General features: G+C 59.4%; 16 protein-coding genes. 8 read left to right on the top strand and 8 right to left on the bottom strand.

Annotated features, from left to right (window positions below; all coding sequences use genetic code 11):
- Positions 1-21: 21 nt before the first annotated feature.
- Both FXO12_RS06770 and FXO12_RS06765 read right to left on the bottom strand, forming a co-directional pair.
- A complete protein-coding gene (locus FXO12_RS06770) occupies positions 22-2,463 on the bottom strand; it encodes a TonB-dependent siderophore receptor (protein WP_082631555.1) in 2,442 nt (813 codons plus the stop codon).
- Positions 2,464-2,581: 118 nt separating this feature from the next.
- A complete protein-coding gene (locus tag FXO12_RS06765) occupies positions 2,582-4,234 on the bottom strand; it encodes a cyclic peptide export ABC transporter (protein WP_034127740.1) in 1,653 nt (550 codons plus the stop codon).
- Positions 4,235-4,435: 201 nt separating this feature from the next.
- Here FXO12_RS06765 and FXO12_RS06760 point away from each other — a divergent pair, with 201 nt between their 5' ends.
- Positions 4,436-5,263, top strand: coding sequence for a formyltransferase family protein (locus tag FXO12_RS06760; RefSeq protein ID WP_160049596.1), 828 nt, complete (start codon positions 4,436-4,438; stop codon positions 5,261-5,263).
- 123 nt (positions 5,264-5,386) lie between these two features.
- Here FXO12_RS06760 and FXO12_RS06755 read toward each other — a convergent pair whose 3' ends face one another.
- The 3 genes from FXO12_RS06755 to pvdM are packed head-to-tail and all read right to left on the bottom strand — an operon-like array spanning position 5,387 to position 8,925.
- The gene (locus FXO12_RS06755) at positions 5,387-6,259 is read right to left on the bottom strand and encodes a formylglycine-generating enzyme family protein (protein WP_034127738.1); all 873 of its coding nucleotides are present in this window, start codon (positions 6,257-6,259) and stop codon (positions 5,387-5,389) included.
- A gap of 29 nt (positions 6,260-6,288) precedes the next feature.
- Positions 6,289-7,557 (bottom strand): aminotransferase class V-fold PLP-dependent enzyme, encoded by a 1,269-nt coding sequence (locus tag FXO12_RS06750; protein WP_057977132.1) that lies wholly within the window; start codon positions 7,555-7,557, stop codon positions 6,289-6,291.
- Between the two features lie 18 nt (positions 7,558-7,575).
- The gene (gene pvdM, locus FXO12_RS06745; RefSeq protein ID WP_057977134.1) at positions 7,576-8,925 is read right to left on the bottom strand and encodes a pyoverdine-tailoring dipeptidase-like protein PvdM; all 1,350 of its coding nucleotides are present in this window, start codon (positions 8,923-8,925) and stop codon (positions 7,576-7,578) included.
- Positions 8,926-9,067: 142 nt separating this feature from the next.
- On the opposite strand from pvdM, the gene FXO12_RS06740 reads away from it, so the two are divergent.
- Entirely contained in the window at positions 9,068-10,696 is a 1,629-nt protein-coding gene (locus FXO12_RS06740; RefSeq protein ID WP_054897061.1) for a hypothetical protein, read from the top strand.
- Positions 10,697-10,705: 9 nt separating this feature from the next.
- On the opposite strand, the gene FXO12_RS06735 is transcribed toward FXO12_RS06740, so the two are convergent.
- Positions 10,706-11,248: a thioesterase family protein gene (locus FXO12_RS06735; protein WP_057977136.1), complete on the bottom strand. Its 543-nt coding sequence runs from the start codon at positions 11,246-11,248 to the stop codon at positions 10,706-10,708.
- A gap of 109 nt (positions 11,249-11,357) precedes the next feature.
- Between FXO12_RS06735 and FXO12_RS06730 the strand changes: the two genes are divergently transcribed.
- Positions 11,358-12,347 (top strand): GlxA family transcriptional regulator, encoded by a 990-nt coding sequence (locus FXO12_RS06730; RefSeq protein ID WP_160049595.1) that lies wholly within the window; start codon positions 11,358-11,360, stop codon positions 12,345-12,347.
- Between the two features lie 51 nt (positions 12,348-12,398).
- Here FXO12_RS06730 and FXO12_RS06725 read toward each other — a convergent pair whose 3' ends face one another.
- Positions 12,399-13,829 carry a PLP-dependent aminotransferase family protein gene (locus tag FXO12_RS06725; protein ID WP_057977139.1) on the bottom strand — a complete coding sequence of 477 codons (1,431 nt, stop codon included), beginning with the start codon at positions 13,827-13,829 and terminating at the stop codon, positions 12,399-12,401.
- Between the two features lie 158 nt (positions 13,830-13,987).
- Here FXO12_RS06725 and FXO12_RS06720 point away from each other — a divergent pair, with 158 nt between their 5' ends.
- The 5 genes from FXO12_RS06720 to FXO12_RS06700 all read left to right on the top strand — a co-directional run bounded on the left by FXO12_RS06720 (position 13,988) and on the right by FXO12_RS06700 (position 18,185).
- Positions 13,988-14,170 (top strand): rubredoxin, encoded by a 183-nt coding sequence (locus tag FXO12_RS06720; protein WP_014718115.1) that lies wholly within the window; start codon positions 13,988-13,990, stop codon positions 14,168-14,170.
- Between the two features lie 27 nt (positions 14,171-14,197).
- A complete protein-coding gene (locus FXO12_RS06715; RefSeq protein ID WP_034127732.1) occupies positions 14,198-15,067 on the top strand; it encodes a sugar phosphate isomerase/epimerase in 870 nt (289 codons plus the stop codon).
- A gap of 69 nt (positions 15,068-15,136) precedes the next feature.
- The gene (locus tag FXO12_RS06710) at positions 15,137-15,769 is read left to right on the top strand and encodes a LysE family translocator (protein WP_054918636.1); all 633 of its coding nucleotides are present in this window, start codon (positions 15,137-15,139) and stop codon (positions 15,767-15,769) included.
- Positions 15,770-15,848: 79 nt separating this feature from the next.
- Positions 15,849-16,907, top strand: coding sequence for a diguanylate cyclase (locus tag FXO12_RS06705; RefSeq protein ID WP_057977142.1), 1,059 nt, complete (start codon positions 15,849-15,851; stop codon positions 16,905-16,907).
- Between the two features lie 48 nt (positions 16,908-16,955).
- Positions 16,956-18,185 (top strand): M20/M25/M40 family metallo-hydrolase, encoded by a 1,230-nt coding sequence (locus FXO12_RS06700; protein WP_160049594.1) that lies wholly within the window; start codon positions 16,956-16,958, stop codon positions 18,183-18,185.
- Between the two features lie 1,125 nt (positions 18,186-19,310).
- On the opposite strand, the gene FXO12_RS06695 is transcribed toward FXO12_RS06700, so the two are convergent.
- Positions 19,311-19,670: a hypothetical protein gene (locus tag FXO12_RS06695; protein WP_034127726.1), complete on the bottom strand. Its 360-nt coding sequence runs from the start codon at positions 19,668-19,670 to the stop codon at positions 19,311-19,313.
- Positions 19,671-19,699 lie beyond the last annotated feature (29 nt).

Here is a 19,699-nt window from a genome sequence, read left to right as displayed (position 1 = left end):
TTGATCGATCGACGCGTGGAATCAGAAGTCCCAGCGCGTGCTGACCATCACATTACGTGGCTCACCGTAGGCGGCCGAGTTATAGAAGCCCACGTTGGTGTAGTAAGACTTGTCGAAGATGTTGTTGAAGTTGACGGTAGCCGACAGGTTCTTGGTGACCTGGTAGCGGGTCATCAAATCCACCAACCAGTAGGACTCCTGGGTGATGTCCTGGTTTTTCTCAAGTGGCCCGTTCCAGATCTCGTTCCAACCTTTGGTCTGCCAGCGTACACCGCCACCGATGGTGAACTTGTCCAGGTCGCCCTTGAGTTTGTAGGTGGTGTTCAGATTGACCTGATGCTCGGGTTCGAAGGTGGAGAGTTTCTTGTCGTCTTCGTCTCGTACGATCTTGTGGGTGTAGCCACCTTGAAGTTGCCAGCCTGGGCTCAACTCACCGGAAATTTCCGCTTCGTAGCCTTTGGTGACGGCCTTGGAGCTCTTGAACGCCCAGTTGTTCGGGGCAGGTGTCTGGTTGTTGTAGGCGTCATCCGAGATGGGGCGATTAGTCTCATGCACTTCGAAGTAAGCGATGCTGGTGTTGAGGCGGCCATCGAAAAACTCGCCTTTCAGGCCCAACTCGTAGTTCTGCCCTTCGTCTGGCTCCAGCAGCTTCTCGTTACGGTCCTTATAGGTGCTTTCCTGAGGTTGGAAAATATCGGTGTAGCTGGCGTATACCGAGAAGTTGTCGTTGAGGTCGTAGATCACACCGGCGTAAGGAATGAACCGCCCGGTTTCCTTGTAGGAAGGGTTGTTGCCAGTCACGTGATAGTTGGCCACGCGCCCACCCAGGATCACGTTCAGGTCGTCAATCACGTTGAAACGCGCGGTCAGGTAATACCCGGTTTGACGGATAGTGTCGTCGATGTGCTGTTGGGCAGGGCCGTAAATAGGCTTGGCGATATGGCCGTTCCAGTTATAGAAATCGACCTTGTTACCGCCAGGCCATTCCGGCGACCAGTACCCCTTGCCTTGCCAGCGTGAGGTGCCGATCGAGCCGCCCACCACCAGTTCATGCTCGCGGCCAAACAGGCTGAAAGGGCCGGTGGCGTAGAGGTCGGCCGAGGTGCTCTTGGTCTCGCCGGTGTATTTCTGCCCGTTGATCTCAGCGGTGCCATCGGCTGCCGGCTGGACGAATTGGATCGAACCCAGATCGGCGTGGTAACCGTTGATCTTGTGGTCGAGCTGGAATTTGGTCACCCAGCCGTCGCCCAGGTCATGCTCGAGCATGGCAAAGGCGGTACGCGTGTTTTGCTCCCACGAGCTCCAGGTGGTGCCGTTGTTGTAGGAGCGCGGCATTTTGTTGATGCTGCCATTGGAGTTGACCAGCGGGAAGGAGCCGGACCAACTGGAACCCTGTGGAATGTTGTCCTGGTAATCGAAGCCCACCGTCAGCATGGTATCGGGAGACAGGTCGAACTCGGTGATGCCGTAGTAGGTTTCGGTCTTGCGCGAGTAGTGGTCCATAAAGGACTTCTTGTCCTGATACGCAGCCACCGCACGGCCACGGATATTGCCGCTGTCGGTCAAGGGGCCACTGACATCCACTTCGCTGCGGTAGTTGTCCCAGGAACCCGCCCCCAATTGCACATGGCCCTTGAATTGCGCGGTTGGCTTCTTGCGGATCAAGTTGATGGTCGCACCCAGGGAACCGGCACCGTTGAGCAGGCCGGTAGCGCCCTTGAGGACTTCAACACGGTCGTAGATCGCCATGTCGCTCAGGGTGTTGCCCGCCGAATAGCCGACGTTACGCACAGTCGATGGAATACCGTCGTACTGGAAACTATTGACCGAAAAACCACGGGAATAGTAGTTGGTGCGGTCGGAGTCGTAGGCGGAAACGGTGATGCCCGGAGTATGGCGCATCACGTCATCCATGTTGTTGAGGCCAAAATCCTCGATGTGCTGGCGAGTCACCACAGTGATCGACTGCGGAGTTTGCCGTGGGGTCAACGTCAAACGTGTAGCCGTGGCAATTGTGCCAGGCGTGTAGGAACCAGAACCTTCGGTGACGTTGCCCAAGTAGTTGCCAGTCACTTGCGTCGGGCTCAGCTCCAGCCCGCCACCGCTACCAGCAGCAGTGACGGTCAAGGTATTGCCATTGAGGTTATAGGTAGTCTGGCTACCGGCCAGCAATGCAGCTATGGCCTGCTGCGGCTGCATCTTGCCCTTGACGGCGGGGCTGTTCTTGCCCTGCACATCGCCCGGGCTGTAGAGCACTTGCACATTGGTCTGGCGGCCAAATTCCTGCAGTGCGCTCCCCAGCGACTGCGCAGGAATATTCAACTCGATCTCCTGGGCCTGCACATAGCCTGCAATCGGCATCGACACAGCCAACGCCAAGGCACTGGGCAAGAGGTTGATGTTCAGGGCCCGGCGCATGGATAGCGCTTTGCTCAGGGGGCTGAGACCGAGTCGTGCTGGCATGGATGCTTTCTCTTCTATGTTTTAAGTGGGCAATTCTAAGTGTTTATTGAGGTTAGTTCTCATTACCACTAGTGAGACGTTCCTACTTCGCAAAACCGGAAAAAATTATTCCGGTACTTCATGCAGGCTCCATCTCATGCACCACCTGACCGGCGCGCAGGCGCACCAGATGATCGGCGATGTCGAAATAACGATCATCGTGGCTGATCACGATGATGGTCTTGCCCAGGCGTTTGAGGTCCGGCAGCAGCTCGGTGTAGAAGATGCGGCGGAAGGCCGGGTCCTGGTCGGCGGCCCACTCGTCGAACACCAGTACCGGGCGCTCTTCCAGCCAGGCATTGACCAGGGCCAGGCGCTTGCGTTGGCCGGTGGACAGGTCAGTGGTGCTGAACACGCCGTCCTTGACGCTGACCTTGTGCGCGATTTCCAGGCGCTCAAGGTATTTGGTGGCGCTGTCCAGGGACTGGGTGGCGCTGCCTTGTACCAGGTCATCGAACAGGTAATAGTCGGAAAACACGGTGGTAAACAACTGGCGATAATCGTCGCGCTCTGGGTCGGTCACCGCTGTACCGTTGAGCAGGATCTCACCCGCCTGAGGTGGATACAGGCCCAGCAGCAGCTTGATCAGGGTGGTCTTGCCGCTACCATTCTCGCCCACGACAAACACGATATCGCCTTGCTTGATGCTCAGGTTGATCGGCCCCAGGTGGAACGGTTGGCTGCCTTCAACCGCTGGCGGGCTGTAGCTGACGCCGCGCAGTTCAAGGCTGTTGACCACAGGCTTCGGCGCTTCACTGTCGTCCATCAACAAGTGGGGCTCGGGCGAAGAAAAACGTTCCGACAGTTCGCTGATGCGCCCGAAGGCAATCTTCGCCTTGCCAACCACGGGCAAGTAACCCAGCAGGTGCTCCAACGGGCCTTTCATATACAGCAGTACCAGCACGAAGCCGGTAATCACCGTGGGGTCGGGGTTGGGGTTGTAGGCCTGCATCGCCAGGGCCAGGCCGATGACCACGAAGAACAGCATCGAGCCAAAGGTCTTGGCCAGGATATAGATGTTGACTGAACGCACCTGGATATCGCTGATGCGGTCTGCGGTTTCCTGGATGCGGTGGGTGTTCATGCGAAACCGCCGCGGACGGTGCATGCGCAGTTCCTTGGCTCCCGAAGCAATCGCATTGTAGTAACGCTGCAATTCATCTTCGTGGCTACGGGCCAGATCGAAGCCCTGGATGCCTTTGCCGCCCGCGATGAATTGCACGGCGCTGCCGATGATGATTGCGACCACCATCATCAGGAACATCGGCACGGACAGGTAAGCCAGGTAACCCAGGCATCCCAGGGTAACGGTGGCGGCGATGGCCAGGGGCGTGAAGGCAAAGGAAAAGTCGCTGATGGTGTCCACGTCGTGGGTCAGCACCGGGATCAGGCGGTGAGAGCGATATTGCTCGATCTGCCCGATGGGCGCTGACAGCACCTTTTCACCCAGGTCCTTGCGCAGGGCGGCAATGATCCGTTGCCCGACGTAGTTGGTGCCGATGTCGGAAATGATCGAGCTGACCAGCGCCACCACGCACAACGCGGCGAAGGTTAACACCACACCCTGAGTCATCCCCCCCGCCGAATGCAGGGCATTGTTAATCGTCGCCAACAGCAAGGTAATGGCCAGGCCGCCCGCCATGCCAAGGGCGACGGAGACCGTCACGATGGTGCGAAAGGGCCTGAGCAATGCGAGCAAACCTTTGAAGGCGCCGCGCTTGGGGTCGGTCATAAATACTTCCCGGAAAGTGAAAAGAGGGGGCTGGGCACACAGACCCTTACCCATGACAAACGAAGCTGTGGCGTGACTATTTAGCGCGGCGTGCCGGACGGTGGCAGTGAGCGATAAATTGCCCGGGGCCTGGTTCGTTCTTGTTCTGTAGGCGCACGTGTATCAATGCCGTGCGTGGCCCTTTGAGCGAGAGCGAAACACATGACGAAAAAGAACCTGGTGTATGTCTGGTCCCTGAGAAATGCCGCCGCCGACAAGGCGGGGCAGCCGGTGGCCTATAAAGACCACGAGCGCTATATGAAATCGGTGCTGGAGTTTCTGGTGGGCTCGCTCAACGACACGTCGCTGGGCGAGGCTTACAACCTCGTAGGCGTGGTGTATGACGACGATGAGCACAACCCGCGGGACCAGCAGTTGGTGGCGGACTACGGCTTCGCCTACCAGCCGGGTCGCCAGTGGCTGTACCCAGCGGACTTGCGTGTGCAGGACACGTTGGTCAACGACCTGCTGCTCAGCGTGCCGTCGACCTATCGTCGCCTGCCACGAGGCAGCGCCGAACATGTCGCCGGCAAGCAGGATTTCGAGCGTCGCCTGCATGACACCCTAGTGGAGTTGAAGGCTGACATCGTGGTGCTGGATGGTTTGCTGGTGATCCTCGACGAACTGGTGCGCCCGGGTGCGACGTTTGCGCGGCGCATCATGAACATTCATCCGGGCATCACCCGTCTCGAGTCGCCTTACGAGCGCCGTGGGGCGTACGCCACCTGGAATGCGCTGTACGGCGCACGTGGGCAGGCGATCACCGACTGGGCAACCAAAGCGACTCAGGCGTGCGAGCCGTTGTATTGGACCGGTGCGTCATTCCACTACGTGGATAACGGCATCGACTCGGGAGAGGTATTCCACGACGTGCTCAAGACCCAGATTTCGCCCGAAGACACCATCCTTGAGTTGCGCTGGAACAACTTCAACAACAGCCTGTTCCCGGCGCTGCATGAAGGCTTGGAGCTGTTGGCCAAACAAGGCTGAACATGCGGGCGCGAACCCTGTAGGAGCGAGCTTGCTCGCGAAAATCTCACAGACGCCGCGTTTATTCAGAGAGCACGCGTCATCGTTGACGTTTTTCGCGAGCGAGCTCGCTCCTACAAGGTATTAGAGCTCGCGCACGACCCGAAAGCCGATCCAGTCCCCGCGCGTCTGCGGGTAGATGTTGTTGCGATTGCCCGAGCGTGAAAACACCGGCGCCTCGCCCCAGTCATTGCCGCGAATCTGGTAGGCCTCGCAGTTGGGCTCCACCCAGGCGCTGCCATCAGTTGGCGCGCCGACGTAGTTCGGATGCTCGCAATCAGCCACCCGCTCATACACATTGCCGTGCATGTCATACATGCCAAAGGCATTCGGGGGGTAGCTGCCCACGGGCGACGAATAGCTGTAGCCGTCCGCCGGGCCGTAGGTGTTGGCGTGCTGGGCGATGCTGTAGCCCTTGCCTTCGTCGAACGGGAAGGGGAACGGGCCGGTGGTGCCGGCGCGGGCGGCGTATTCACGCTGGGCTTCGCTGACCATCTGGTACGTGTGCCCGGTCTTCTTCGACAGCCAGCTCACGTACTGCTTGATGTCGTCCATGTCCATGCACACCGCCGGCTGCCGTGGCCCCTGGGGATAGCGCGGCTTGCTGGCGATGCATTCGCGGCCGGGGCGGTCGTCGCCATTGGCGATCTTGACCCCGGTCTGGCGCACGTAGCTGTCCCATTCGCCGGCGGTGACATGGAAGCGGCTCATGGCGAACGGCTTGGCGAAGGTCACCTCGTGCATCGGGCCTTCGTCAGGCTCGCGGCCCACTTCGTCGTCCGGCGTACCCATGGTGAAGGTGCCGGCGGGAAGCACCACCATTTCCGGGCAGTCCTTGCAGTCTTTGAAGACCTTGCCCGGTTGTGGGGCAGCGGCCTGGGCCAGGCCGGGCAGCAGGGCGCCGCACAGGGCGGTGAGTGCCAATGCGGTGAGCGGTTTGAGTCGGGATGGCATCATGGAGGCGTCTCGTTCAAAGGGAAAAGGGGTCATAACCGCTGGCTCAGCAGGGTCATGAAGCGCTGGATCTCATCGGAGTTGTTAAGCAGGCCCGGCGAGGTGCGAATCACCGGGCCAACGTCACGGTCCACCGCGTCCACCACCACGCGGTTTTTCATCAGGTAGGCCGCAACGGCATCGCTGTCCCAGTTCTTGACCCGAAAGAAAGTGAATCCGGCTGACAGGTCGGGGCTGCGCGGTGTCACCAGTTCGATCTGCGGGTGGGCCAGCAGTTGGTCCTTGAGTTCGGTGTTGAGGGCATGGATACGTGCCTGCACCGGCGCCTTGCCCAGTTGCAGGTGCAGCTTGAAGGCTTCGTCGGCGGCCCAGCGATGTTCGAAGGCGTGGTAGCCGCCGGGCGTCATGGTCGTGGCGAAGTTTTTGTCTTCGGAGAAGGTCGCAATCATCGGTGTGACGTATTTGTTTTCGGTCTCGCGGGCGCATACCAGGCCGGTGCCCCGCGGGCCGAACATCCACTTGTGGGTGCCAGCGATGAAGAAGTCGCAGTGCATAGCGGGGAAGTCGAGGTCTTCCACGCCGAAGCCGTGCACACCATCGACGATATAGAGCAGGCGGTCCGGCTCGTCGCGGTTGCGGTTGTGTTCGTCCACCAGCTTGCCAATCTCACCGATGGGCAGTTTCACGCCGCTGCCGGACTGCACCCAGGTCATGCCCAGCACGCGGGTGTTGGGGCGAATGTTGCGTTGGATGTTGCCCAGCACTTCATCGGCCGAGACCTGATTGGGGTTTTTGAACAGGCGTATCTTACGAACCTGGGTTTGCTCCTTGCGTACCCGGAAGTCCAGGCTGAACGCGGTGGCGTAATGCTCATGCACCGTGGTCAGGATTTCCTGGTCGGCGCGCACCTTGATCCCGCCATAGATCATCGCCAGCCCTTCGGACGTGCTGCCGGTGAGGGCGATCTGCGCTGGCGTGGCGTTCAGGTAGCGGCCGGCCCACTCGCGTACCTGGCCCTCACGCTTCCAGGTTTCCTGCAGGTCCCAGTCCATGGCCAGGCCAGGGTTGCGGTCGATCTGTTGGCGGTAGCGTTCGATGGCCTCGCGCACGGGCCTGGGGTGCGAGGTCACCAGAAAGTTGGAAAGGTGCAGGTAATTGGGGTCTTGGTTGAACAGTTGCTTCAATCCCGTCCATGGGTCGTTCGTAACAGCGGCTACTGCCTGAGGCAGCAACGCGGTGCCCAGCGGCAGGCTCGCGGCAAAGACGCCGGCCTGCTTGAGAAATGTACGGCGGTCGGTCATGGACTTACTTCGTGGTGGTTAGCGATTGGCCAATGGCTTGGCGGCTTTTTGTACCTGGTCCCACACCCGCAGGAAGTTGCCTCCCCACAGCTTGGCGATATCGGCTTCGGAGTAGCCGCGCTGGATCAGTTCGGCAGTGACGTTGCGCACCTCGCCGACGTTCTCCCAGCCCTGGAGGCCGCCGCCGTCGTTGAAGTCCGAGGCAATACCGACATGATCGATGCCGATCTTGCGCACGGTGTAGTCGATGGCGTCGCCCAGGTCCTTGAGGGTGGCCTTGGGTTCTTCCTCGAGAATGCCGTACAGCGCGCTGGCGTATTGGCCGAAGCGTTGCTCGGGCCAGGCGGCAATGATTGCATCGCCGGGCATCAGGGCCATGGCCAGGTTGGGCAGTGGCGGCAGGTCGAAGCGTGCGCGCAAGGTATTGAGCTTGTCCTGGGTCGGCTGGCTCAAGGGGCGCAGGTAGGCGGGGAAACCCACCACTTGCACCACGCCGCCGCTGTTCTTGATCAGTTGCAGCTCCTTGTCGCTGAGGTTGCGCGGGATGTCCACCGATGCCCGTGGCGCCGAGTGCGACGCCACCATCGGCGTGCGGCTCAGCTGCGCGACTTGCTGCAGGGCCTTGGTCGACATCTGCGACACGTCGATGATCACCCCCAGGTCATTGAGGCGATGCACCGCTTGCTGGCCGATAGGCGACAGGCCCTCGAGGGCATCGGTGGAGTCATTGAAGAACGGCAGCGGGCGCGACGAGTCGGACCAGGCGTTATTGCCGATGTAGCTGAACCCGAACATGCGCATGCCGCGTGCGGCCCACAAGTCCAGCTGGTTCAGGTCATTGCCCAAGGGGTAGGCGTTGAGCATGCTGATAAAAATCGCGAACTTGCCTTCGCCGTGCAGGCGGCGCATATCGTCCGGTGTGTAGGCAATGCCCACCTGGTTGGGAAAGTCACGCACCATGCCGGAGATGATCTTGTAGCGCACTTCCTGCTCGTGCCGGGCCTCTTCGACAAAACCGTCGGTGGGCTTGTGTGGGGCGTTGGCGCCGTTCCAGATTTCCGGCCAGCCGAAGATCGTCAGCGCGGCGCCCGACAATCGGCCGCGGGCGGCCTTGGCCAGGTCGAACTGGCCGCTGCCATCCTTGTCGGCCTCGTTGCCCGCCGTGCCGAAATCCAGGGGCAGGGTGATGTGGCTGTCGAACGACAACAGGCGATCCTGCATTTCATTGGCCTGCTTGATCACCTCCAGCGGGTAGCCGGCGTTGCCCTTGAACCACTGATCCCAGACCAGCAAGCCAGCCCCGGCGCCGATAGCGAGGGCCAGCGGCAGGCCGATATACAGCGCCTTTTTCGAACGTGATTTTGTCATTGCCATCTCAGTCAGTTGAGGCCTTTGCTATCAGGGAAGAACGAGCGATGACGGGGGAAATTTAGGTGGCGGGGGGAGGGCGGTAAATTTCATCGGGTTGCAAACGTTCTAGCTCTGATCAAGCTGTTTCCTAAGGTAGCCAATGACAATCTCTCGACGTGGGTTCATCGCAGGCCTGGCGCTGACCGGTGCAGCCGTGCCCGCGGCCTTTTATGCCCATCGCGAGTTGACGCGGGAAGAAGAGTTTCCTATCACCCCCGGCGAAGCTACGGTCGACCTCGCTGACACCCAGGGCCAGCACCTGGCGAACACCCTGCGGGGCGTCTGGAGCCTGCGCCTGGAAGGCCGCGATGCGGGCCTTGCGGGCCTGCCGCTGCATGGCCTGGAGTTGCTGCTCGACATCGCCCCCCGTGGGCGTGGCCTGCGCGGTTACCTGGACACCGCCGAGCAGCTGCGCGCTGAAGGCGAGCCGCGCTACCGGGTCTTGGGTGATGTGCTGACGGGCGAGGGCGCCGTGCTCTATTGGCGCTTGATCGACCGCGATTCAGCCGGCGGCGTGCCGGCCTATGAATTCAAGATGACCCTGGATGAAGTCTGGGCCGATTTCGGCAATGCCGGCAGCGCCACCCTCAGCGGGCACATCCTCGACCTTGAGCGGCCCCTGGCGCTGACCGAACGCGACAACCGTTTTATCGCCCACAAACAACTGTTCCCCGAAGCCCGCCAGCGCATCGGCCTCAACCCGACCTTGCTGGCCTGGCTGATTTCTCCCGAGCACCGCCTGTTTCACCAACTGTGGCACGCCACCCGCGACCAATGGCACAAGCTCTCCGAAGAAAAACGCGAGGCCCTGCGCGGCATCGGCTGGCAACCGGGGCCCCGTGGTCAGGAACGCGACGCCCGCGGCAAGCGCAAGGACCGCAATGGTTCGGGCATCGACTTCTTCTTCATGCACCGCCACATGCTCGGCACCGCACGTTCCATGCAGGACTTGCCCTCCTGGCCGCAATTCCCCGAGCCGCAACCGCCGTTGGAGCGGGATCGCCCGGGCTTTGTGCGCTACTTCGACAACCACGACGGTTTCGCACTGCCGCCCTGTTGGTCAGCGCCAGATGACGCCGACTACACCCAGTGGGTCAGCGATATCAAGGCGGCCGAGACCTACCACAGCAACTTCCAGGTGTGGGAATCCCAATACCGCGACCCGCGCTACCTGGCCAAGTTGACCCTGGGCCAACTGGGCTCGGAAATGGAGCTGGGCCTGCACGATTGGCTGCATATGCGCTGGGCCTCGGTGCCCCGCGACCCGTCCAACGGCGCCCCGGTCCCCTTCGCCCGTGACCCCGCAGACTTTGCCGCACGTTGGTATGCGCCGGAGAACGACTTTCTGGGCGACCCGTTTTCATCCCATGTGAACCCGGTGTTCTGGCATTTCCACGGCTGGATCGATGACCGCATCGAAGACTGGTTTCGTGCCCACGAGCGCTTCAACCCAGGCGAGGTGAGCCGACTGGAAGTCAACGGCGTAGCCTGGTTTGCGCCAGGTCGCTGGGTGGAAATAGGTGACCCGTGGCTGGGCCCGGACACCCACGGCTGCAGCACCACGCCGGGGCTGCAACAGGGGCGCTCGATGGAAATGGACCCGGAGATCATGAAGCTGGCCCTGCGCATTACCTTCGGTGCCGATGAAGAGCTGCTCAAGGGGCTGTTCAAACGTGTGCCGCAGCGGCCATGGTATGCGCGGCATCTGAAACTCAAACGCGAGGCTTAGCAGGTTTTTTTAAACCTGCTCTTCCTCACGCAATTGCGCACTCATCTCATCGCAACTGCGTGCCCAGTCGCTCAACCATTGCGGCATCGGCGGTGAGGTGTCGTCCAAGCCCAACTCGCGGATGAATTCGGCCGGGGGCAGGGTGCCTTTGGCGGATCGAAACAGCCCACGCATCACCACCACGCCGACCACCCGCCCATTGCTGACGAAGCGGTGCTCCATCAGGTTCCACTTGTGGTCCCAGCCGAGAATGCGGGTATGCACCTCGAATACCTCGAACAGCTTCAATTCCCGACGGAACTTGCCCCAGGTATCGCCGACTATCGGCATCGCCTTATGGCGCAGCGCCACGCGAAAGGCGCCGGTGCGCAGCACAAAATCCATGCGAGCCACATCGGCCAGGGTGAAATACCGGCCATTGGTGACATGCCGGTTCAGGTCCAGGTCCAGCGGCCAGACACGCATGCGCACCACCGAGGTAGCCAGGCCGTGGACCGGTTTGCGCCAGGGGCGGCGCAACAGCATGTGCAGTAATCGAAACCAGAGATTCATAAAAACGCCAGGCAGTTGATCAATGGCCGCACTGTACGGGGGTGGGATCGGCTAAGGTAGATGCGTAAATGACTTATTACATGCGAAAAGTGCAAGCCGGAGTTTTTACATGCATGTCACCTTGCTCCTGGCGGATCAATGTTCCGCTGCCAGTGCCACCCTGGCCATGGAAATGCTCAGTGCGGCCAATCTGTTCGCTGAAAGCCCGCCGTTTGAGGTGATGCTCGCGTCTATGGACGGCCAGCCGGTGACAGCATGGGGCGGGCAGCGCCTGCAGGTGCAGGGTTCAATGGCGCAGATCGCGCACACGGACCTGGTGCTGATTCCCGGGTTTCTCTTTACCCTCAAGGAGGCTATGCCGACGTTTGCTGCCTACGGCCCCTGGTTGCGTGAGCAGCATGGGCAGGGCGCCGTGTTGGCTTCCATGTGCACGGCGGCCTTCATGCTGGCCGAGACCGGCTTATTGCACGGCTTGCGTGCGACGACTCACTGGGCATTTGCCGGGTTCTTCCGGCGTCGATATGCCCAGGTCAGCCTGGATGAGGGGCAGATCCTTTGCGAAGACAATCGCCTGATCACGTGCGGGGGCGCTACGGCGGCGATGGACTTGATGCTGCACCTGATCCGCCGTTTCGGCTCGCCGGAGCTGGCTCATACCTGCGGCAAGTACTTGCTGATCGATGCCGGCCGCACCGAGCAGTCGGCCTACGCGATGTGGTCGCTGCCCAAAAGCCACGGTGATGCGCAGATCCTGCGTGTGCAGCATTGGTTGGAGCAGCACTTTGCGCAGTCAATGGTGATCGATGAGGTGGCCCGGCGCTTTGGTTTTGGCGTGCGTAATTTCAAGCGGCGTTTCAAGGATGCCACTGGTTGTACGCCGATTGGCTACCTGCAAACCCTGCGCCTGGAACGAGCCAAGCAGATGCTGGAGTCAACACGCATGACCCTCGCCAGCATCACGTATGCCGTGGGCTATGAGGACAGCAACTCGTTTCGGCGTCTGTTCCAGCAACGGGTGGGGATGCTGCCGGCGGCGTATCGCAAGAAGTTCCTGGTTGCCCAGGGCGACGCCTATGTACCTGACGCACCGAGGTCCTGACCTGCCTTGATGCCGGTCAGGTAAGCAGGCGCGCTGCACCAGGGTCGTGTATCACTTTTTTGCGCGGGGATTGCTCTGTGCAACACCGTGCAGCAATAGCGCCTCAAACACCCGCTGTACCCGTGGTTCGTCGCTGTGGGCCACATTGAAGCGCATTGAGTCGCGGTGGGCCGGGTCGTAGCCGAAGAGCGCGCCAGGTGCCAGTACCATGCTGCGTTTCAGGGCTTCCTGGGCCAGGAGTTCGCCGTTCACGCCAGGCGGCAGGCGTGCCCAGATGAACATCCCGCCTTCATACGCCATGGGCAGTTCGCACCCGCAGCGCTTGAGCCATTGTTCGACGCGCCCACCGGCTTCCATCAGGCGCTGCACCATGCGTTTGCGGTGCTTGGCGTAACTGCCTTCGCTGAGCATGCGGTAGACGATCTGTTCGAACAGTTCCGAGGTGACGCCGCCGCTCATCAATTTCATGTTGGTCAGGTTGGCGGCCAGTTGCGGAGCGGCCACCACATAGCTGACGCGGGTGTTGGCACTCAGGATCTTCGAGAACCCCGACAGGTAGGTGACCTGGTCCAGCCCGGCGACGGCGGCCAGGCGTGGTGGAGGGTTGGGGTGCAGGTCGCCGTAGAGGTCGTCCTCGACGATGTGGCAGTGGTACTGCTGGGTCAGTTGCAACAGGCGAAACGCTTGGCTGGGGCTGAAGGAGTGGCCGGTGGGGTTGTGCAACACGCTGGTGGTCAGATACAGGCTGGGGCGGTGTTCGGCCAGCAGCTGTTCGAGGGCGCTGAAGTCAAAGCCGTCGGGGCGGCGTGCAATGGTGATGACTTTGACGCCGTGCAGCGCCAGGTTGGCGTGGAAGTTGAAGTAGCACGGCGCGTCGAGCAGCACCGTGTCGCCGGGGCGTGCGAGCAGGCGCATGAGCATGTCCAGGCCCTGCACGGTATTGGGTGTGGTGATGATCTGTTCCACCGGTACCGACAAGCCTTCGCCGTGCAGTTTCTGTTGCAGCGCCTGGCGCAACGGCAACAGCCCCGCCGGCGTGCCCAGCCCGGCGATACGCAGTGACGGCGCACGCACTACGCTGCGCATGGCCTGGCGGATCGCTTCGCCATTGAGCCAATCCTCCGGCAAGTGCCCGCCACCGGGGCGCAGTTCGCCACTGGCGGTGGCCAAGGGCCGGCGCAATACGCTGAGCAGGTCTTGGGGCAATAGGTCCACCCAGGTCGCCGAGGCAGGGCGGGTGCTGTCCATCGCCACGAAGTAGCCGCGGCCCTGGCTCGAGGTGAGCAGGTGGCGACCGCGCAGGCGGTCCAGTGCCTCATTGAGAGTGAACTTGCTGACGCCGAGGACCTGGGTCAGTTCACGCACGGATGGCAGTTTGCTGCCCGGTGCCCATTCGCCATTTTCGATGGCCAGGCTGAACGCCTCGACGATCTGCTGGACCTTGGGCGTGCCTTCTACGAAAGCGATGGCGGATACAAACATGACGCGTCCTTGTGTTTGCCGGTGCTTTTACCGGTGAAGTTAGGCCGGATTAGGCACCACTTTACCTGCCTTGCGCAATGCCACTCCCCTAGACTGCGCGGCATCTCGCCTGGAGATGGCGATATTTCCTACACCTGAGCAATGGATTTTGCATTTCCATGAAGACTTATATGTGCGCACCCTGCGGTTTTATGTACGTAGAAGAACTGGGTATTCCGGAGGACGGAATTCCCGCAGGCACCCCTTGGGAAGAGGTGCCTGAAGATTGGACATGCCCGGATTGCGGCGTGACCAAGGCCGATTTCATGGCCATCAATCTTCCTGAACGTCAATTCGCCTGACACTCCATCAACGAAAGGAATCGTCCCATGAACAGCAAACTGATCAACGCCACCGTCCCGTTCTGCACCGGTGTGGCCCACCAGAAATACCTGGGCGCCGAAAAGGGCCTGCAAACCGCCATCGAAGGTGACTGCACCCACTGGTACATCGACGGCAGCCTGTTCGGCGAAATGGTCGATGACTGGACCGAGGCGCGTATCGAGAGCCTGCAGGCGCAAATCGCGGCCACGGGGGTCAAGCCGGTTTTCCATGGCAACTTCAAGGCGCCGTTGGGCAGTGATGTCGAAGCCTTCCGTAGTGCGGCCGTGGAGTACGTCAAAAAAGAAATCGATATCGCCAGCCGCCTGGGCGCGCCGTTGATCATTCACGGTGGTTGCATCGTCGAGCCGAAAATGGTGCTGATGGCCAAGAAGGTTGCCCTGGAGCATTATCTCAAGTCGGTGCAGGAACTGGCGCGCTATGCCGAGGCCAAGGGCACGGATATCTACCTGGAGAACCTGTCCAACTACGTCAACTATCGGCCGTTCCACTACATCTTTACCCATGAAGCCGAATACGCCTTTGTGTTCGAGCGCCTGCAAGCCCATAGCAATGTGTATTTCTTCCTCGATGCCGGCCACGCCAACATCGAGAACGGCCTGCCGGCAGAAGTGGTGCGCAAATACCACCACTTGATCAAGGGCATTTCCTTCAGCAACAACAACGGCGTGCAAGACCAGCACTTCGGCATCCATGACGGCAACTGCGATTACGCCGATGTGCTGCAGGCCATTGTCGAGACCAACTGGAAGGGGCTGGTCGCGTTTGAAACCCGCAACCAGACCGCCAAGGCTGCCCTGGCTGACCTGGCGGTGATGTACCGCGACTCCCTGACCACCGAAATCGCTGTCGCCTGATCGGCCGGGGGCGAGCGCTGGCCGCGTTCGCCCTGTTGCTGCTGTTTCTTTTTATTCAAGGTGCTGGCCATGACAAGTGCGTTAACCCTGTCTTCATTTCTCTACTTTCTGTTGTTTTGCGCCACCATGACCTTCAGTCCGGGCCCGATGACGTTGCTGTTGTTGAGCCTGGGCTTGAAGGACGGCCTGCGCAGTTCGATCCCGGCGCAGGTCGGCGCCACTGTGTCGTACCTGATTTCGATCCTGATCTTTGCCGTCGGCTTCTCGGAATTGATCAAGGGCAACCTCGCCATTACCCAGACCATCCAGTTTGTCGGGGTGGCCTACATTCTTTACCTGGCCTACAAGCAGTGGACCAGCAGCGGCGTGTCGATCAACAACGCCGACAAGGTCGAGGGGGCGCGCAGCCTGTTTGGCAAAGGGCTGTTGACCGGGTTTTCCAACCCCAAGACCATCATCATGTTCAGCGCCGTGTTCCCGCAGTTTGCCGGCGCCGGTGAACACAGTTCGGCGGCGGACATCGCCATCCTTGGCCTGACCTTCCTGCTGCTGCAATTTGCCAGCGGCTGCCTGTATTGCTATTTCGGCCAGCGCATCAAACACGTGCTGGAAAACCCCAAGCGGCGGGTGTTGTTGCAGCGAATCACGGCCGTGTTGCTGCTGGGCGTCGCCTTGATGCTGGCGCGTGGGTTTTCGCACTGAAGTATTAGCCAATAAGCGGTAGTGGCGATTTGACGTCGCCCTGATAGACTCCAGGCATTCACCCAGGATCGCCCCCACCATGCCAGCCGTCGGAGGAAAAGGACTTCCGCTCGCTTTGCGCTTGTACAAATCTCGCGTGCTGGGGCTGACGCTCGGCTTTGTGTGCGTGGCGTTCGGCATGTATCCGTTGAATCCGTCCCTGTGGGTGTGGGCCTGGATGCTGATCAATGCCTTTGCGTGGCCGCACCTGGCTTTTCAATGTTCTTTGCGCTCGGCCAATACCTTGCGCAGCGAACGCCGCAGCCTGCTGTTCGATTCCTTTTGCGGTGGGTTCTGGGTTGGCGCGATGCACTTCAACCCGCTGCCCAGCGTCACCACCCTGTCGATGATGAGCATGAACAACGTCGCCATCGGCGGGCCGCGTTTCCTGTTCGCGGGTTGGGTGGCGCAGGCACTGGGGCTGGGCACCGCGTTGCTGCTGTTCACACCAGGATTTATCGCCGTGACCACCCAGGCCCAGCTGTATGCCTGCCTGCCGATCCTGATGCTGTATCCCCTGGCCCTGGGCTGGATCTGCTACCGCCAGGCCGTCACCTTGGCCCGCCACAAACGTGAACTGCTGGCCTTGAGCCGCACCGACAGCCTGTCGGGCCTGCTCAACCACGGCGCCTGGAAGGACCATCTGGACCTCGAGTTTCAACGCTGCCGCCGTGGCCCGGGCGGTGCCGCCATCGCGTTGATCGACATCGACCACTTCAAGACCATCAACGATACCTACGGCCATGTGACTGGCGATATCGTCCTGCGCCAACTGAGCAAGGTGTTGCGCCAGAACCTGCGCACCAACGACTTGGCCGGGCGCTATGGCGGTGATGAGTTCTGCGTGATCCTGCCCGATATGCCCCTCAACCGTGCCACCGAGGTGATGGAGGCATTGCGCAGTCGCTTCAACGCCTTGGCCTATGCCCAGGACCCGACACTGCGAGTGAGCCTGAGCATCGGCCTGGCGCCGTACCAGCCTAGCCACGCCGACTCCATCAGTTGGCTCAACGATGCCGACCAGGCGCTGTACGAAGCCAAGAGCAGCGGGCGCAACCGGGTCAGTTCGGTACAGGGCAGTTGGTTGCGGTCAGTTTAGTGGGGTAGGGTGGCGGGGCACCTTCCAACAAAAAACAAGGATCGGTCCATGCTCTTCACGTTCCCGCGTACCCTTTTGGCCGCTACCCTGGCCTTGTCTTTCAGCCTGCCGGCCTACAGCGCCGAGCCTCATAAACAGATCCAGCAACAGGCCGAACAATACAAGGCCGAAGCCTTGAAGCTGCTGGAGCGCCTGGTGAATATCGACTCGGGTTCAGGCTACGAGCCGGGCCTGACCCAAGTGCGCGATATCGCCGTGAATGAGTTGAAACAGTTGGGTTTCACCATCGAATTGGTGCCGGATAAAGCCGCCAACAATAGCCATGTGGTCGCCACCCTCAAAGGCACCGGCAAGGCCAAGATCCTGCTGATGGCCCATATGGACACCGTATTCAAGGAAGGCTCGGCTGCCGAGCGCCCCTTCCACATCAAGGACGGCCGCGCCTACGGCCCCGGCGTGATGGATGACAAGGGCGGCATCGTTGCGGGCATCTATGCGCTCAAGGTCCTCAAAAGCCAGGGCTTCAAGGATTACGCGCAGATCACCTTCCTGCTCGACGCCAGCGAAGAAACCGGCTCCGACGCCGCCTCCGAACTGATCCGCAACACTGCCAAGGGCCACGACGTGACCCTGAACCTGGAACCCGGCCGCCCTGCCGACGGCCTGGTGGTGTGGCGCAAAGGCAGCGCCACCGCGGTGGTCAAAGTCAAAGGCAAGGCCGCCCACGCCGGCGTCGCCCCGGAACTGGGACGCAACGCCGCCATGGAAGCCGCGCACCAGATCCTGCAACTGGGCAAACTCGGCGATGAAGACAAGAAAACCACCATCAACTTCACCGTGCTCAAGGCCGGTGACCGCACCAACGTTATCCCTGACCAAGCCACCGCCAAGGCCGACGTGCGTGCGGCCTTGCCGGAAGAGTTCGACCGGATCGAGAAAGACCTGGCGCGGGTTTCAGCCAACAAATTGATCCCGGAAACCGAAGTGAACACCAGCCTGCAGCGCGGCCTGCCACCGATGCCGCAGACCGCCGAGTCGGATAAGTTGGTAGCGATTGCCCAAGGGATTTATGGCGAACTGGGACGCAAGTTGACCATCGAAGGCAGCGGCGGCGCGGCGGATGCCAGCTTGTCCGCCGGTGTAGGCACGCCGACGCTGGATGGGTTTGGGATAGTGGGGGGCAATATTCACACGGCGGAGGAATATGCCGAGGTGGAGAGTGTGGTGCCGCGGGTTTATTTGTTGAGTCGGATGATCATGGAGCTTTCCAAGCGCTGATCGGAGCGTTGGATTGAAGCACTGAAGAAATTCAAATGGGGGCGGGGGCTTGCTCCGATAGCGCTGGATCAGCTTGCACATGCATTGACTGAATCACTGCTATCGGGAGCAAGCCCCCTCCCACATTGGATACTCAGCGCCCCATAGTGAGTGGACTTCGAAGCTGGCTTTGGGGTCATCTTTCCATCACTTACTGGTTAGCAGAGGGGGCGTCTGACCTGCTCTCGACAATGTCAAGGTTGTATCTGCTGAGGCAGTCCAACAGTGTTTTCATGAATTGCCGTTTTTCGAATATTTCATCATTAAAGTAAGTGTTAAAGAGATAAAACACTGACTCAAAGTTTTCTCCGATGCTGAGAAAATGCTGAAGTGTGTTGATGTACCATTCTCTTTCGTCTCGCCTATATTTCATGAATTCAGGTTTGGTTAGTTTGTCGAATAGCCATGTAAGTTCCTCGTGATGGTTCACGTTTATGGAGGTAATGAGCTCTTCTCTGTCCACATCCCTAGTGTTTTCGATGCAGTAAGTGAAAAGCAGACCTTGGATTATCGATAGCTTTGGCTTGAGTTTCATTGGAGATACTTAAAAGCTATGAAGAAATATGCTGTCCAGTGCCCTGTAACTGAAAAGGACGTTTTGCTTTAGAAGCTGCACACATCGGTCTTCTGGAAGCGCATCGCCTGGATTGGGGCCGCTTGTGACACAGCGCGAGGAAGCTCGCTCGCCGGAGGAGCGCCGATTTAGCATCGAACAGCTTTTTTTAAATTTTTGAGTTTGGCGTGTTGTAGTAGTTTCTTAAGCAATTCAAAAGGACTTGCATGAAGTTTGTTTGATTGGTTACGGGGGCGCTGAAATAAGTTTTCATATTTTTAAAGACTGCGTCAAAGTTGTCGCTTGTAGCTAGAAAGTGTGATATGGAATCAATGAACCATTTTTGTTCACTTCTTGTATAAGCTACGAATTCTGGCTTGGTCAGTTCGTCAAATAGTTTTATAAGTTCTTCGTCGTTATTTATGTCTCTTAATGAAATGGTTTTTTCTCGCACTAAGTCGTACGTGTTTTCTATGTCGTAAGTGAACAGTAGACCGCGGATTATTGACATGCTGGGTGGTTTTATTTTCATATTATTTGCTCGTGGTAGCCTCAGTTGTGTAATTCTGTAAGCAGCGTAATAGCACGCTCATAAATTGCCTGTGGTCAGTTATTTCATCATCGAAATAGGTGTCGAGAAGATAAAAAACGGAATTAAAATTTTCATCAGTATTTAGGTAGTGCTGAAGTGTTTCAATATGCCATTGTTGAATTTCAAGTTTGTATGAAAGAAATTCTGGCTTGGTCAATTTTTCAAAAAGATCAGCGAGTTCTGTTTCGTTGTTGATGTTTTTTGAAGCGATGAAGCGCTCTCTTTCAGGGTCGTCGTAGTTTTCAATGCTGTAGGTGAATAGTAGGCTTCTGAGTATTGATAGTTCTGGTGTGAGCTTCATGTTTAGAATTCCGTGTACGCAGTAATCGG

The sequence above is a fragment of the Pseudomonas sp. J380 genome (genome assembly GCF_009827115.1).
In the GTDB taxonomy this organism is placed as follows: domain Bacteria; phylum Pseudomonadota; class Gammaproteobacteria; order Pseudomonadales; family Pseudomonadaceae; genus Aquipseudomonas; species Aquipseudomonas paracarnis.
The sequence above is the reverse complement of the archived record's forward strand: the minus strand, read 5'-3'. Positions and strand labels throughout refer to the sequence as shown.

What these genes read in the sequence shown, in the direction of transcription:
- FXO12_RS06750 (WP_057977132.1), bottom strand. Translation starts at nt 7,557, where the DNA reads ATGACCGACCGCCGTACATTTCTCAAGCAGGCCGGCGTCTTTGCCGCG.
- FXO12_RS06765 (WP_034127740.1), bottom strand. Translation starts at nt 4,234, where the DNA reads ATGACCGACCCCAAGCGCGGCGCCTTCAAAGGTTTGCTCGCATTGCTC.
- FXO12_RS06720 (WP_014718115.1), top strand. Translation starts at nt 13,988, where the DNA reads ATGAAGACTTATATGTGCGCACCCTGCGGTTTTATGTACGTAGAAGAA.
- FXO12_RS06770 (WP_082631555.1), bottom strand. Translation starts at nt 2,463, where the DNA reads ATGCCAGCACGACTCGGTCTCAGCCCCCTGAGCAAAGCGCTATCCATG.
- FXO12_RS06705 (WP_057977142.1), top strand. Translation starts at nt 15,849, where the DNA reads ATGCCAGCCGTCGGAGGAAAAGGACTTCCGCTCGCTTTGCGCTTGTAC.
- FXO12_RS06730 (WP_160049595.1), top strand. Translation starts at nt 11,358, where the DNA reads ATGCATGTCACCTTGCTCCTGGCGGATCAATGTTCCGCTGCCAGTGCC.
- FXO12_RS06700 (WP_160049594.1), top strand. Translation starts at nt 16,956, where the DNA reads ATGCTCTTCACGTTCCCGCGTACCCTTTTGGCCGCTACCCTGGCCTTG.
- FXO12_RS06735 (WP_057977136.1), bottom strand. Translation starts at nt 11,248, where the DNA reads ATGAATCTCTGGTTTCGATTACTGCACATGCTGTTGCGCCGCCCCTGG.
- FXO12_RS06760 (WP_160049596.1), top strand. Translation starts at nt 4,436, where the DNA reads ATGACGAAAAAGAACCTGGTGTATGTCTGGTCCCTGAGAAATGCCGCC.
- FXO12_RS06710 (WP_054918636.1), top strand. Translation starts at nt 15,137, where the DNA reads ATGACAAGTGCGTTAACCCTGTCTTCATTTCTCTACTTTCTGTTGTTT.
- FXO12_RS06755 (WP_034127738.1), bottom strand. Translation starts at nt 6,259, where the DNA reads ATGATGCCATCCCGACTCAAACCGCTCACCGCATTGGCACTCACCGCC.
- FXO12_RS06695 (WP_034127726.1), bottom strand. Translation starts at nt 19,670, where the DNA reads ATGAAGCTCACACCAGAACTATCAATACTCAGAAGCCTACTATTCACC.
- pvdM (WP_057977134.1), bottom strand. Translation starts at nt 8,925, where the DNA reads ATGACAAAATCACGTTCGAAAAAGGCGCTGTATATCGGCCTGCCGCTG.
- FXO12_RS06725 (WP_057977139.1), bottom strand. Translation starts at nt 13,829, where the DNA reads ATGTTTGTATCCGCCATCGCTTTCGTAGAAGGCACGCCCAAGGTCCAG.
- FXO12_RS06715 (WP_034127732.1), top strand. Translation starts at nt 14,198, where the DNA reads ATGAACAGCAAACTGATCAACGCCACCGTCCCGTTCTGCACCGGTGTG.
- FXO12_RS06740 (WP_054897061.1), top strand. Translation starts at nt 9,068, where the DNA reads ATGACAATCTCTCGACGTGGGTTCATCGCAGGCCTGGCGCTGACCGGT.